General features: G+C 50.8%; 17 protein-coding genes. 12 read left to right on the top strand and 5 right to left on the bottom strand.

From position 1 onward, the window contains the following. Positions 1-4 precede the first annotated feature (4 nt). Genes mlaD through mlaF form a run of 3 tightly spaced genes read right to left on the bottom strand, consistent with a single transcriptional unit; the run spans position 5 to position 2,160 of the window. Positions 5-556, bottom strand: a complete 552-nt coding sequence (gene mlaD / locus FEK43_RS19790; RefSeq protein ID WP_130204578.1) for an outer membrane lipid asymmetry maintenance protein MlaD — start codon at positions 554-556, stop codon at positions 5-7. Positions 557-560: 4 nt separating this feature from the next. Continuing rightward, positions 561-1,343 (bottom strand): lipid asymmetry maintenance ABC transporter permease subunit MlaE, encoded by a 783-nt coding sequence (gene mlaE / locus FEK43_RS19785; protein WP_000925792.1) that lies wholly within the window; start codon positions 1,341-1,343, stop codon positions 561-563. A gap of 7 nt (positions 1,344-1,350) precedes the next feature. Then, the gene (gene mlaF, locus FEK43_RS19780) at positions 1,351-2,160 is read right to left on the bottom strand and encodes a phospholipid ABC transporter ATP-binding protein MlaF (protein WP_130204576.1); all 810 of its coding nucleotides are present in this window, start codon (positions 2,158-2,160) and stop codon (positions 1,351-1,353) included. A gap of 209 nt (positions 2,161-2,369) precedes the next feature. Here mlaF and FEK43_RS19775 point away from each other — a divergent pair, with 209 nt between their 5' ends. From FEK43_RS19775 to yrbL, 12 genes are all read left to right on the top strand, one after another. Then, positions 2,370-3,347, top strand: a complete 978-nt coding sequence (locus FEK43_RS19775; protein WP_130204574.1) for a calcium/sodium antiporter — start codon at positions 2,370-2,372, stop codon at positions 3,345-3,347. Positions 3,348-3,360: 13 nt separating this feature from the next. Next, a complete protein-coding gene (gene kdsD, locus FEK43_RS19770; protein ID WP_130204572.1) occupies positions 3,361-4,347 on the top strand; it encodes an arabinose-5-phosphate isomerase KdsD in 987 nt (328 codons plus the stop codon). A 20-nt stretch (positions 4,348-4,367) separates the two neighbouring features. Next, positions 4,368-4,934 (top strand): 3-deoxy-manno-octulosonate-8-phosphatase KdsC, encoded by a 567-nt coding sequence (kdsC, locus tag FEK43_RS19765; RefSeq protein WP_130204570.1) that lies wholly within the window; start codon positions 4,368-4,370, stop codon positions 4,932-4,934. Beyond that, a complete protein-coding gene (lptC, locus tag FEK43_RS19760) occupies positions 4,931-5,506 on the top strand; it encodes an LPS export ABC transporter periplasmic protein LptC (RefSeq protein ID WP_064529518.1) in 576 nt (191 codons plus the stop codon). Before kdsC ends, lptC begins: the two co-directional genes overlap by 4 nt. Next, positions 5,475-6,032: a lipopolysaccharide ABC transporter substrate-binding protein LptA gene (gene lptA / locus FEK43_RS19755; RefSeq protein WP_064529517.1), complete on the top strand. Its 558-nt coding sequence runs from the start codon at positions 5,475-5,477 to the stop codon at positions 6,030-6,032. The genes lptC and lptA overlap by 32 nt, the downstream gene beginning before the upstream one ends. 6 nt (positions 6,033-6,038) lie before the next feature. Beyond that, entirely contained in the window at positions 6,039-6,764 is a 726-nt protein-coding gene (gene lptB / locus FEK43_RS19750; protein WP_000224099.1) for an LPS export ABC transporter ATP-binding protein, read from the top strand. A gap of 47 nt (positions 6,765-6,811) precedes the next feature. Then, entirely contained in the window at positions 6,812-8,245 is a 1,434-nt protein-coding gene (gene rpoN / locus FEK43_RS19745; RefSeq protein ID WP_105281056.1) for an RNA polymerase factor sigma-54, read from the top strand. Positions 8,246-8,267: 22 nt separating this feature from the next. Then, positions 8,268-8,555, top strand: coding sequence for a ribosome hibernation promoting factor (gene hpf, locus FEK43_RS19740; protein WP_001176602.1), 288 nt, complete (start codon positions 8,268-8,270; stop codon positions 8,553-8,555). 117 nt (positions 8,556-8,672) lie between these two features. After that, positions 8,673-9,164 carry a PTS IIA-like nitrogen regulatory protein PtsN gene (gene ptsN / locus FEK43_RS19735; RefSeq protein ID WP_000183677.1) on the top strand — a complete coding sequence of 164 codons (492 nt, stop codon included), beginning with the start codon at positions 8,673-8,675 and terminating at the stop codon, positions 9,162-9,164. Between the two features lie 45 nt (positions 9,165-9,209). Further along, positions 9,210-10,064, top strand: coding sequence for an RNase adapter RapZ (rapZ, locus tag FEK43_RS19730; RefSeq protein ID WP_000243741.1), 855 nt, complete (start codon positions 9,210-9,212; stop codon positions 10,062-10,064). Further along, on the top strand, positions 10,061-10,333 hold the full coding sequence (gene npr / locus FEK43_RS19725) for a PTS phosphocarrier protein NPr (protein WP_000216792.1): 273 nt from the start codon (positions 10,061-10,063) through the stop codon (positions 10,331-10,333). The genes rapZ and npr overlap by 4 nt, the downstream gene beginning before the upstream one ends. 222 nt (positions 10,334-10,555) lie before the next feature. Continuing rightward, a complete protein-coding gene (gene yrbL / locus FEK43_RS19720; protein WP_135407967.1) occupies positions 10,556-11,188 on the top strand; it encodes a PhoP regulatory network protein YrbL in 633 nt (210 codons plus the stop codon). On the opposite strand, the gene mtgA is transcribed toward yrbL, so the two are convergent. Together mtgA and elbB are read right to left on the bottom strand one after the other, a co-directional pair. Further along, the gene (gene mtgA, locus FEK43_RS19715) at positions 11,185-11,913 is read right to left on the bottom strand and encodes a monofunctional biosynthetic peptidoglycan transglycosylase (RefSeq protein WP_131160906.1); all 729 of its coding nucleotides are present in this window, start codon (positions 11,911-11,913) and stop codon (positions 11,185-11,187) included. The two genes, yrbL and mtgA, sit on opposite strands and share 4 nt — an antisense overlap. Beyond that, positions 11,910-12,563: an isoprenoid biosynthesis glyoxalase ElbB gene (elbB, locus tag FEK43_RS19710; protein WP_130204562.1), complete on the bottom strand. Its 654-nt coding sequence runs from the start codon at positions 12,561-12,563 to the stop codon at positions 11,910-11,912. Before elbB ends, mtgA begins: the two co-directional genes overlap by 4 nt. Positions 12,564-12,722 lie beyond the last annotated feature (159 nt).

Below are 12,722 nucleotides of genomic sequence, written 5' to 3'. Positions count from 1 at the left end.
GAAATTATTTCGTTGTACCCACAGGTTCAGTGGTTTCATTATTACCTGGCACAGCGGCTGGCGCATCGCCACTATTCTTATTGTCATCACCTTTACTGCCGTAAAGGAACTGACCAATGAGATCTTCCAGAACCATCGCAGATTTGGTGTCCTGAATCGTATCCCCCTCTTTCAGAATAGCAGTCCCCAGTTCCGGGTCTTCAAAACCGACGTTTAATGCCAGATATTGTTCCCCAAGCAAACCGGAAGTACGAATGCTCAACGAACTGGTATCAGGAATGTGGTTATAACGTTGTTCAATTTCCAGCGTCACGCGCGGTAGATAGGTTTTCGGGTCCAGCGTAATATCTGCAACCCGGCCGACGACAACACCACCAATACTGACCGGAGAGCGCGCTTTCAGCCCGCCGATATTATCGAACGTCGCATAAAGCGTGTAGGTCGGTTCAGTTCGCATTGACGTCACGTTTGCCGCTTTCAGGCAAACAAACAGCGCCGCCAGCAGTGCTGCTAATAAAAAGATACCCACCCAAATTTCATTTTTTTTCGTTTGCATGAACTCAATTCCCAAACATCAATGCGGTCAGCACAAAATCCAGCCCCAGTACGGCCAGAGACGAGTGGACAACGGTACGAGTGGTTGCCCGGCTAATCCCGGCAGAGGTCGGGATGGCGTCATAACCGTTAAACAGCGAAATCCACGTCACCGTAATAGCGAACACCACGCTCTTAATCAGACAGTTGACCAGATCCATACGCCAGTCGACGGCGTTTTGCATTGCCGACCAGAAGAACCCACTATCAATGCCTTTCCAACTGACGCCAACCAGCGATCCGCCCCAGATCCCCACGGCGACGAAAATTATCGTCAGCAGCGGTAGTGAAATTACCCCAGCCCAGAAACGTGGGGAAATGACGCGGCGCAGTGGATCCACGGCCATCATCTCCATGCTGGAGAGCTGCTCTGTGGCGCGCATCAAACCGATTTCCGCAGTTAACGCCGAACCGGCACGTCCGGCAAACAGCAGTGCTGCGACCACCGGCCCCAGTTCGCGCAGCAGCGACAAGGCCACCAGCATCCCCAGACTGGTTTCCGCACTATAAGTGGTCAGCACCAGATAACCTTGCAGACCCAGCACCATTCCGATGAACACGCCAGAAACCACAATAATCAGCATCGACAGGACGCCGACATTATAGAGCTGACGCACCAACAGCGGCGCATGTTTGCGAAATTCCGGTTTGCCGACCAGCGCATTGAATAACATTAACCCGGCCCGCCCGAACGTTCTCAGGGTTTTAATCCCTTTATGTCCGAGCGACGCCAGCGCATTTAACAGCATGAGTGGCTTAACTCCCTGGTAAAAGATCAGCGTGATAATCGCCGGCAGGATAGCGGAACGGAACTGGTCCGTCAGCAATCCCGTCCAGAAACTGACGTACGCGAGGATCAGGATTCGCCTGCAACGCCTGGGCGCTACCGTGAGCGACAATCTTTTTGTCTGCCAGGATCCAGGCGTGATCAGCGATACTTAAAACTTCCGGCACATCGTGAGAAACCACCACACAGGTTACGCCCAGCGCGCTGTTCAGCTCGGAAATCAGCTTCACCAGGACGCCCATAGTGATGGGATCTTGCCCAACAAACGGCTCATCAAACATGATGAGATCCGGCTCCAGCGCAATTGCACGCGCCAGCGCCGCACGACGCGCCATCCCGCCTGAAAGCTCCGATGGCATAAGTTTGGCCGCTCCGCGCAGCCCCACGGCTTCCAGCTTCATCATCACCGTGCTATGCAGCAACGGTACGGGAAGGTGGGTATGCTCGCGCAGTGGATAGGCGACGTTGTCAAAAACGTTCATATCGGTGAACAGCGCTCCAGACTGAAACAACATGCTCATCCGTTTACGCACGGTATACAGGCGCGAACGAGACATCGCCGGAATATTCTCACCATCAAAAAGGATCTCACCGTGATCTGGCGCGATTTGCCCACCAATCAGACGGAGTAGCGTCGTTTTACCGATGCCTGATGGCCCCATAATCGCCGTGATCTTCCCTCGCGGCACGGTCAGGGAAATATTATCGAAGATGCAGCGATTGCCACGCGTAAAACTGACATCGCGCATATCGACTAAATTCGCCACAGACTGCTCCATAATTCACCCTTTGTCTTGCGTTGATTTTCTAAGCATGGCGCTCAATTTAACCTTGAACCCAACATATTTACAGAATATTACCCGCCGCGGTTAGCGAAAGCTGGCATTTGTTTTACTTTTTAGCCGCATAAAGTCAAAATTAAGAATTCATTACGGCTTTCTGAAAATCTTCAGCGGACCGGCGAGTATACCTGAAGAAAGGACGTTAGATGCTTTTAGCTACGGCACTGTTAATTGTTGGTTTACTTTTGGTCGTTTACAGTGCCGACCGTCTGGTATTTGCCGCCTCTATTCTTTGCCGCACTTTTGGCATCCCGCCGCTGATCATCGGCATGACGGTGGTCAGTATTGGTACGTCACTTCCAGAAATAATCGTTTCGCTTGCCGCGTCGCTGCATGAACAACGAGATTTAGCCGTCGGCACAGCACTCGGCTCAAACATAATCAATATTTTACTGATCCTCGGTCTGGCTGCGCTGGTGCGCCCTTTTACCGTACATTCCGATGTTCTGCGCCGTGAATTACCATTAATGTTATTAGTCAGTGTGGTGGCCGGTTCCGTACTCTATGACGGACAACTTGGTCGCAGCGATGGTATCTTTCTCCTCTTTCTGGCTGTGCTATGGCTGCTGTTCATTGTTAAACTTGCACGTCAGGCAGAACGTCAGGGGACTGACAGCCTGACCAGAGAACAGCTTGCAGAGCTACCGCGCGAAGGCGGTTTACCTGTCGCGTTTTTATGGCTCGGCATTGCATTGATTATCATGCCGGTAGCAACGCGGATGGTGATTGACAACGCCACCGTACTGGCGAATTACTTTGCCATCAGCGAGTTGACTATTGGCCTGACGGCAATCGCTATCGGCACTAGTCTGCCGGAACTGGCAACCGCGATAGCAGGTTTTCGCAAAGGTGAAAACGACATTGCTGTCGGTAATATCATTGGCGCAAACATTTTTAATATTGTCATCGTGCTGGGTTTACCCGCGCTGATAACGCCCGGGGAGGTTAACCCACTGGCGTACAGCCGTGACTGCAGCGTGATGCTGTTGGTCAGTATTATTTTTGCGTTGCTATGTTGGCGACGCTCCCGGCAATCTGGCCGTGGTGTTGGGGTATTATTAACAGGCGGATTTGTCGTATGGCTGGCGATGTTGTACTGGTTATCGCCAATACTCGTTGAATAACTGGAAACGCATTATGTCGCACGTAGAGTTGCAACCGGGTTTTGACTTTCAGCAAGCAGGTAAAGAAGTCCTGGCGATTGAACGTGAATGCCTGGCAGAGCTTGATCAATACATCAATCAGAATTTCACGCTCGCCTGTGAAAAGATGTTCTGGTGTAAAGGTAAAGTCGTGGTCATGGGAATGGGTAAATCGGGACACATTGGGCGCAAAATGGCAGCAACCTTTGCAAGCACCGGTACTCCGTCATTTTTCGTCCATCCCGGTGAGGCCGCACATGGCGATTTAGGCATGGTCACCCCGCAGGACGTGGTCATTGCGATTTCTAACTCAGGTGAATCCAGCGAAATCACGGCCTTAATCCCGGTACTCAAACGCCTGCATGTACCGTTAATTTGCATCACCGGTCGTCCGGAGAGCAGCATGGCACGCGCAGCAGACGTGCATCTGTGTGTTAAAGTAGCAAAAGAAGCTTGTCCGTTAGGGCTGGCACCAACCAGCAGTACTACCGCGACGCTGGTCATGGGAGATGCGCTCGCCGTCGCCTTGTTGAAAGCGCGCGGCTTTACCGCCGAAGATTTTGCACTTTCGCATCCAGGCGGCGCACTTGGTCGTAAACTTCTGCTTCGCGTCAGCGATATTATGCATACGGGCGACGAGATCCCGCATGTCAAGAAAACGGCCAGCCTGCGCGATGCGCTGCTGGAAGTCACCCGCAAAAATCTTGGTATGACCGTCATTTGCGATGACAATATGATGATTGAAGGCATCTTTACCGACGGTGATTTACGCCGTGTCTTCGATATGGGCGTGGATGTCCGTCAGTTAGGTATTGCCGATGTGATGACGCCAGGGGGAATTCGTGTACGTCCTGGCATTCTGGCCGTTGAGGCGCTGAACTTAATGCAGTCCCGCCATATCACTTCCGTAATGGTTGCCGATGGCGACCACTTACTCGGTGTGTTACATATGCACGATTTATTGCGTGCTGGCGTAGTGTAAAGATTCAAGGATAAACAACAATGAGTAAAGCAGGTGCGTCGCTTGCGACCTGTTACGGCCCTGTTAGCGCCAATGTGATGGCAAAAGCAGAGAACATTCGTCTGCTGATCCTCGACGTTGATGGCGTATTGTCAGATGGTCTGATTTATATGGGTAACAATGGCGAAGAGCTGAAAGCGTTCAATGTTCGTGACGGTTACGGTATCCGCTGTGCGCTCACCTCTGATATTGAAGTCGCCATCATTACTGGACGAAAGGCTAAACTGGTAGAAGATCGGTGTGCAACGTTAGGGATCACCCATCTGTATCAGGGGCAATCAAACAAGCTTATCGCCTTTGGCGATCTGCTGGAAAAACTGGCGATTGCGCCAGAAAACGTGGCTTACGTTGGTGATGATCTTATCGACTGGCCAGTGATGGAAAAAGTGGGCTTAAGCGTGGCCGTAGCCGATGCGCATCCGCTATTGATTCCGCGCGCTGATTACGTGACGCGCATTGCTGGCGGTCGTGGCGCGGTTCGTGAAGTTTGCGACTTATTACTTCTGGCGCAGGGCAAACTGGATGAAGCCAAAGGGCAATCGATATGAGTAAAGCCAGACGTTGGGTTATCATTGTGCTATCACTGGCGGTACTGGTGATGATCGGCGTTAACATGACCGAGAAAGACGATACCGCCCAGGTGGTCGTCAACAACAATGATCCCACCTATAAAAGCGAGCATACGGACACGCTCGTCTATAACCCAGAAGGAGCCCTAAGCTATCGATTGATTGCTCAACACGTTGAATATTATTCCGATCAGGCCGTTTCGTGGTTTACGCAACCCGTACTTACCACGTTTGATAAGGATAAAATCCCGACATGGTCGGTTAAAGCAGATAAAGCCAAGCTAACCAATGACCGGATGCTCTATTTATATGGACACGTTGAAGTCAACGCACTCGTGCCGGACTCTCAACTTCGCAGAATCACGACGGATAACGCGCAGATCAATCTGGTGACGCAGGATGTTACCTCTGAAGACCTCGTCACGTTATACGGAACAACATTTAACTCCAGCGGTCTGAAAATGCGCGGCAACTTACGCAGCAAGAATGCCGAGCTGATTGAAAAGGTTAGAACATCCTATGAAATTCAAAACAAACAAACTCAGCCTTAATCTTGTGCTTGCCAGCTCACTTCTGGCCGCCAGCATTCCGGCATTTGCCGTTACCGGAGATACTGACCAACCGATCCACATTGAGTCGGACCAGCAATCTCTTGATATGCAAGGCAACGTGGTTACCTTTACCGGTAATGTCGTTGTGACTCAAGGCACCATTAAAATTAATGCCGATAAAGTGGTCGTCACCCGTCCGGGTGGTGAACAAGGCAAGGAAGTGATCGACGGTTACGGTAACCCGGCCACCTTCTATCAAATGCAGGATAACGGTAAGCCAGTCGAAGGCCATGCTTCCCAGATGCATTACGAACTGGCAAAAGATTTTGTCGTTCTGACGGGTAATGCTTATCTGCAGCAGGTCGATAGCAATATTAAGGGCGATAAAATCACTTACCTGGTGAAAGAGCAGAAAATGCAGGCTTTCAGTGACAAAGGTAAGCGTGTGACCACCGTTCTGGTGCCGTCACAGTTGCAGGACAAAAACAACAAAGGCCAGACCCCGGCGCAGAAGAAGGGTAATTAATTCGTTATGGCAACTTTAACTGCAAAGAACCTTGCAAAAGCCTATAAAGGCCGCCGCGTGGTGGAAGACGTCAGCCTGACCGTCAACTCCGGGGAGATTGTCGGTCTGCTGGGGCCTAACGGTGCCGGTAAGACGACCACTTTCTACATGGTCGTTGGCATTGTGCCGCGCGATGCGGGCAACATTATTATTGATGACGACGATATCAGCCTTCTGCCGCTGCATGCGCGTGCGCGTCGCGGTATCGGCTATTTGCCGCAGGAAGCCTCTATTTTCCGTCGCCTCAGCGTTTACGATAACCTGATGGCGGTACTGCAAATTCGTGACGACTTATCCGCTGAACAGCGTGAAGATCGCGCGAACGAGCTGATGGAAGAGTTCCACATTGAGCATTTACGCGACAGCATGGGGCAATCGCTCTCCGGTGGTGAACGCCGTCGTGTAGAAATTGCGCGCGCACTGGCTGCGAATCCGAAATTTATCCTCCTCGATGAACCATTTGCCGGGGTTGACCCGATCTCGGTTATCGACATCAAACGTATCATTGAACACCTGCGCGACAGCGGCCTGGGCGTGCTTATCACCGACCATAACGTGCGTGAAACGCTGGCTGTTTGTGAACGCGCTTATATCGTCAGCCAGGGGCATTTAATCGCTCATGGCACGCCGACAGAAATCTTACAAGATGAACATGTTAAGCGTGTATACCTTGGGGAAGACTTCAGACTCTGATAGGGTAGAAGTTTGCGACGTTTTAGCAGGAGAGTACGATTCTGAACATGAAGCAAGGTTTGCAACTCAGGCTTAGCCAACAACTGGCGATGACGCCTCAGCTACAACAGGCGATTCGTCTGTTGCAGTTGTCCACGCTGGAGCTTCAGCAGGAGCTACAGCAGGCGCTGGAAAGTAATCCATTGCTTGAGCAAATCGACACTCATGATGAAATCGACACTCACGAAACGCCAGACAGCGAAACGCTGGATACCGCTGACGCACTCGAACAAAAAGAGATGCCGGAAGAGCTGCCGCTCGATGCCAGTTGGGATACCATCTACACCGCCGGTACGCCATCAGGCACCAGCGGTGACTACATCGACGATGAGCTGCCGGTCTATCAGGGCGAAACGACGCAGACCTTGCAGGATTATCTGATGTGGCAGGTCGAGCTGACACCGTTTTCCGACACTGACCGCGCTATCGCCACCTCCATAGTCGATGCCGTTGATGACACCGGTTATCTGACCGTCCCGCTGGAAGATATTCTCGAAAGTATGGGCGATGAAGAGATCGACATCGATGAAGTTGAAGCAGTCCTGAAACGCATCCAGCGTTTTGATCCGGTCGGTGTGGCGGCGAAAGATCTGCGTGACTGTCTGCTGATCCAACTTTCCCAATTCGATAAAACCACGCCGTGGCTGGAAGAAGCTCGACTGATCATTAGCGATCATCTCGATCTGCTGGCCAATCACGACTTTCGCTCATTAATGCGCGTCACGCGTCTGAAAGAAGATGTGCTGAAAGAAGCCGTCAATCTGATCCAGTCACTCGATCCACGCCCCGGCCAGTCGATCCAGACCGGTGAACCGGAATATGTCATCCCTGATGTGCTGGTGCGTAAGCATAACGGCCAGTGGACGGTTGAACTGAACAGCGACAGTATTCCACGTCTGCAAATCAACCAGCATTACGCCTCAATGTGCAATAACGCACGTAACGATGGCGACAGTCAGTTTATCCGCAGTAATCTGCAGGATGCTAAATGGTTGATTAAGAGTCTGGAAAGCCGTAACGATACGCTGCTGCGCGTCAGTCGCTGTATTGTTGAACAACAGCAAGCCTTCTTTGAGCAAGGCGAAGAATATATGAAACCGATGGTGCTGGCTGATATCGCCCAGGCCGTCGAGATGCATGAATCGACGATATCTCGCGTGACCACGCAAAAGTACCTGCATAGTCCACGAGGCATTTTTGAACTGAAGTATTTCTTTTCCAGTCACGTCAATACCGAAGGGGGTGGCGAAGCCTCTTCCACGGCGATTCGTGCACTGGTGAAGAAATTAATCGCGGCGGAAAACCCAGCGAAACCGTTGAGCGACAGCAAGTTAACCTCTTTGTTGTCAGAACAAGGTATCATGGTGGCACGCCGTACTGTTGCGAAGTACCGAGAGTCTTTATCCATTCCGCCGTCAAACCAGCGTAAACAGCTCGTTTGACCCAACCGATAAGGAAGACACTATGCAGCTCAACATTACCGGAAATAACGTCGAGATCACCGAGGCCCTGCGCGAATTTGTCACCTCAAAGTTTGCCAAACTTGAGCAATATTTTGACCGAATCAACCAGGTTTATGTTGTTCTGAAAGTGGAGAAAGTCACCCACACCTCAGATGCAACACTGCATGTTAACGGTGGCGAAATTCATGCCAGCGCGGAAGGTCAGGACATGTACGCCGCCATTGATGGCTTAATTGATAAGTTGGCACGTCAGCTAACCAAGCATAAAGATAAATTGAAACAACACTAATTGTCCGGGCAATTAGCAAGTGCATGGCGGCCTGTTGTATGGCACAACAGGCCATTTGTACGGTTAATGCTCCGAATCTGCCCCACTGTTTGAGTGGGCAGATTCTTAGGTGAAATTATGACAAATAATGATACAACTCTACAGCTTAGCAGTGTTCTTAACAGGGAATGTACGCGAAGCCGCGTCCACTGTCAGAGCAAAAAACGCGCCCTGGAAATCATCAGCGAACTGGCGGCAAAACAACTTAGCCTGCCACCGCAGGTGGTTTTTGAAGCTATTCTGACGCGGGAAAAAATGGGCAGTACCGGTATTGGTAATGGCATTGCCATTCCGCACGGCAAACTGGAAGAAGATACCCTACGCGCGGTTGGCGTTTTCGTTCAGCTAGAAACACCCATTGCTTTTGATGCCATCGATAACCAGCCGGTAGACTTACTTTTTGCCCTGTTGGTACCCGCAGACCAAACCAAAACGCACCTGCACACTCTTTCGCTGGTCGCGAAACGTCTGGCGGACAAAACTATCTGCCGCCGTTTACGTGCAGCCCAGAGCGATGAAGAGCTGTATCAAATCATTACGGATACCGAAGGTACTCCGGATGAAACGTAGTTATTCTGTAATGTCTCTTTTAGACGTTGTGAGGAGAAACAGTACATGGTACTGATGATCGTCAGCGGACGTTCAGGGTCAGGCAAATCTGTCGCCCTGCGGGCGCTGGAAGATATGGGTTTTTACTGCGTGGATAACCTTCCCGTAGTGCTGTTACCCGATCTGGCTCGGACTCTGGCCGATCGCGAGATTTCTGCCGCCGTCAGCATTGATGTCCGCAATATGCCAGAGTCGCCAGAAATATTCGAACAGGCGATGAGCAATCTGCCTGATGCTTTCTCACCGCAACTCCTGTTTCTCGATGCCGATCGTAACACGCTGATTCGTCGTTACAGCGATACGCGCCGCCTGCATCCGCTTTCCAGCAAAAACCTGTCGCTGGAAAGTGCTATCGACAAAGAAAGCGATCTGCTGGAACCGCTGCGTTCACGGGCGGATCTGATTGTCGATACGTCTGAAATGTCCGTTCATGAACTGGCAGAAATGCTGCGTACCCGCCTGCTGGGTAAACGCGAGCGTGAACTGACAATGGTCTTTGAATCTTTCGGCTTCAAACACGGTATTCCTATCGACGCGGATTACGTCTTTGACGTACGTTTCCTGCCGAACCCACACTGGGATCCGAAACTGCGTCCGATGACGGGCCTTGATAAACCTGTCGCCGCATTCCTCGATAGGCACACAGAAGTACACAATTTTATCTACCAGACGCGTAGCTATCTTGAGCTATGGTTACCTATGCTGGAAACCAACAACCGTAGCTACCTGACGGTCGCCATTGGTTGTACTGGCGGGAAACACCGTTCGGTGTATATTGCAGAACAGTTGGCTGACTACTTCCGCTCACGCGGTAAAAACGTCCAGTCACGCCATCGCACGCTGGAAAAACGTAAACCATGACCGTCAAACAAACTGTCGAAATCACTAACAAGCTGGGCATGCATGCCCGGCCTGCTATGAAACTGTTTGAATTAATGCAGGGTTTTGACGCCGAAGTGCTTTTACGTAATGACGAAGGCACCGAGGCTGAAGCCAACAGCGTTATTGCGCTGTTGATGCTGGATTCTGCCAAAGGACGACAGATTGAAGTCGAAGCGACCGGTCCGCAGGAAGTTGAGGCGCTGGCCGCCGTCATCGCCCTCTTTAACTCAGGTTTTGACGAAGATTAATCTTCGTCATTCCGACACTTAATTCCCCCAGACACGCCCCTTCCGCCCTAACGTACGAAAAAAGTACAACCCCCAAATATCCCAATTTCTCGCAAATTGTACATTTCGTGCGCTTTTCTGTAAGTATAAAACCTTAAGAAAACCTTAAAAAAGCTTGTTTAGGTTTTGTTTAAGTTAAGCCCTCATACTGGAGACGGTCAGAAAATACCTCCAGGAGATGGCATGATTCGCTTATCTGAACAAAGTCCCCTGGGCACCGGAAGACATCGAAAATGTTATGCGCATCCGGAAGATGCCCAACGCTGTATTAAAATTGTCTACCACCGTGGCGACGGTGGTGATAAAGAGATCCGCCGTGAGTTAAAGTACTATGCACATCTTGGTCGTCGTTTGAAAGACTGGAGCGGTATTCCGCGCTATCACGGTACGGTTGAGACTGATTGCGGAACCGGTTATGTCTACGATGTGATTGCCGATTTTGATGGCAAACCGTCTATTACACTGAGCGAATTTGCTAAACAATGCCATTACGAAGAAGATATCGCGCAACTGCGTCAGTTATTGAAACAGTTAAAGCGTTATTTGCAGAATAACCACATCGTGACGATGTCACTGAAGCCGCAGAATGTCCTCTGCCACCGCATCAGTGAGTCAGAAATTATCCCTGTCGTCTGTGACAACATTGGTGAAAGCACGTTGATTCCATTGGCGACCTGGTCGAAGTGGTGTTGTCTGCGTAAGCAAGAGCGGTTGTGGCGACGTTTTATCACTCAACCAGCGTTAGCTGTTGCTCTGCAAAAAGAGGCGCAACCGAGTGAAAGCAAAAAGCTCTCCCTCACCTCGCGCGAAGCCTAATACAGCTGGTGTTGTTGCAAAAACGACTCACCGCCTAACTGATGCATTTGCTGCAAAATCCACGCCTGACGGCTACGCACGTAGCCCGAAGGTGCAGTAACTTTGAAACGAAGTGGATTGGGTAATACAGCCGCCAGTAACGCTGCTTCCGAACGGGTAAGTTTGCTGGCGGATTTATGGAAATAACGCTGTGCCGCAGCCTCGACGCCAAACACACCGTCGCCAAATTCGGCGACATTCAGGTAAACCGCCAGGATGCGCTTTTTGCTCCAGACCGTTTCTATCCCCAGTGTTAATCCGGCTTCCAGCCCTTTTCTTACCCAGCTTCGCCCATCCCACAAAAAGAGATTTTTAGCTGTCTGCTGCGAAATTGTTGATGCGCCGCGAATGCGGTTTTCATTGCGCTCGTTGTGCGCCAGGGCTTTCTCAATGGAAGCGACATCAAAACCCCAGTGCTCGGGAAATTTCTGATCTTCTGCGGCAATCACCGCCAGCCCCATCCACGGCGAGATTTGATCCATACTGACCCAGTCAGAATGCGCCACGTAACGAAAGTTACCGTGCAGCCAGGCACTTAGCTGACGCTCGGCCATCACCGCAGAGAACGGGACTGGCGCTATACTAAACAGCGCTATACCCCCGCCCCAGAGCACAAAGAGGACAATCGATAACCGCAGAATGAAACGGCGAACGAAACCGAACGCCGTTACGCGGCGTTTGCTCATTCCGCCAGAACCAGTACGCGGGAAACCAGCTTATCAATACCACTTGCTGCTTCCGCAATGTTCTGTGCCAACATATACGCAGGTGTGGTAACAATCTTATTGTCTTCATCAACGACAATATCATCTACCGGACATGGCACATGCTCCGCGCCCATATCTTCCAGCACTTCTGCGGTATCGATATCAGTACCGATAGTCAAACGCAGCGGGAAATTGAAGATTTTCGGCAACATTGCCGGGGCAATGCACATAAAGCCAAGCGGTTTTCCGGCCTGATGCATTGCCAGCGCCAGCGCCTTTAACTCACGGTCCACGCTGCATTCACTGCCAAGACTGGCAAAATCACTCAAATTCTTTGCCGCGCCAAATCCACCCGGCACAATTAACGCATCCAGTTCGGCGGCATCAGCCTGTGCCAGAGGGCGGATCTCACCACGCGTAATACGCGCCGCTTCAATCAACACATTGCGCGTTTCCGCCATTGCTTCACCGGTTAAATGGTTAATGACATCAACCTGCTGCTTATCTGGAGCAAAACAAACTGCCTGCGCGCCGCTGCGAGATATCGCTAATAACGTCAATACCGCTTCATGAATTTCAGAACCGTCATAGACGCCGCATCCGCTCAGAACTACGCCAATTTTCTTCATTGTGATCATCCTTTCCCAATTGACTGAAACACATTAATTTTTTTAATAAAAACGCTACGCATCACACATTTAACTGATTCATGTAACAAATCATTTAAGATTTGCTATCTTAACTGCATGCGGCCTGAAAAACAGTGCTGTGCCTTTGTTACTTATCAT

It is taken from the genome of Escherichia sp. E2562 (genome assembly GCF_005781075.1).
GTDB lineage: Bacteria > Pseudomonadota > Gammaproteobacteria > Enterobacterales > Enterobacteriaceae > Escherichia.
The sequence above is the reverse complement of the archived record's forward strand: the minus strand, read 5'-3'. Positions and strand labels throughout refer to the sequence as shown.

Bases quoted from the DNA above. Each gene is read 5' to 3' on its own strand.
- mlaD (WP_130204578.1), bottom strand. From the start codon at position 556: ATGCAAACGAAAAAAAATGAAATTTGGGTGGGTATCTTTTTATTAGCA.
- mlaE (WP_000925792.1), bottom strand. From the start codon at position 1,343: ATGCTGTTAAATGCGCTGGCGTCGCTCGGACATAAAGGGATTAAAACC.
- mlaF (WP_130204576.1), bottom strand. From the start codon at position 2,160: ATGGAGCAGTCTGTGGCGAATTTAGTCGATATGCGCGATGTCAGTTTT.
- FEK43_RS19775 (WP_130204574.1), top strand. From the start codon at position 2,370: ATGCTTTTAGCTACGGCACTGTTAATTGTTGGTTTACTTTTGGTCGTT.
- kdsD (WP_130204572.1), top strand. From the start codon at position 3,361: ATGTCGCACGTAGAGTTGCAACCGGGTTTTGACTTTCAGCAAGCAGGT.
- kdsC (WP_130204570.1), top strand. From the start codon at position 4,368: ATGAGTAAAGCAGGTGCGTCGCTTGCGACCTGTTACGGCCCTGTTAGC.
- lptC (WP_064529518.1), top strand. From the start codon at position 4,931: ATGAGTAAAGCCAGACGTTGGGTTATCATTGTGCTATCACTGGCGGTA.
- lptA (WP_064529517.1), top strand. From the start codon at position 5,475: ATGAAATTCAAAACAAACAAACTCAGCCTTAATCTTGTGCTTGCCAGC.
- lptB (WP_000224099.1), top strand. From the start codon at position 6,039: ATGGCAACTTTAACTGCAAAGAACCTTGCAAAAGCCTATAAAGGCCGC.
- rpoN (WP_105281056.1), top strand. From the start codon at position 6,812: ATGAAGCAAGGTTTGCAACTCAGGCTTAGCCAACAACTGGCGATGACG.
- hpf (WP_001176602.1), top strand. From the start codon at position 8,268: ATGCAGCTCAACATTACCGGAAATAACGTCGAGATCACCGAGGCCCTG.
- ptsN (WP_000183677.1), top strand. From the start codon at position 8,673: ATGACAAATAATGATACAACTCTACAGCTTAGCAGTGTTCTTAACAGG.
- rapZ (WP_000243741.1), top strand. From the start codon at position 9,210: ATGGTACTGATGATCGTCAGCGGACGTTCAGGGTCAGGCAAATCTGTC.
- npr (WP_000216792.1), top strand. From the start codon at position 10,061: ATGACCGTCAAACAAACTGTCGAAATCACTAACAAGCTGGGCATGCAT.
- yrbL (WP_135407967.1), top strand. From the start codon at position 10,556: ATGATTCGCTTATCTGAACAAAGTCCCCTGGGCACCGGAAGACATCGA.
- mtgA (WP_131160906.1), bottom strand. From the start codon at position 11,913: ATGAGCAAACGCCGCGTAACGGCGTTCGGTTTCGTTCGCCGTTTCATT.
- elbB (WP_130204562.1), bottom strand. From the start codon at position 12,563: ATGAAGAAAATTGGCGTAGTTCTGAGCGGATGCGGCGTCTATGACGGT.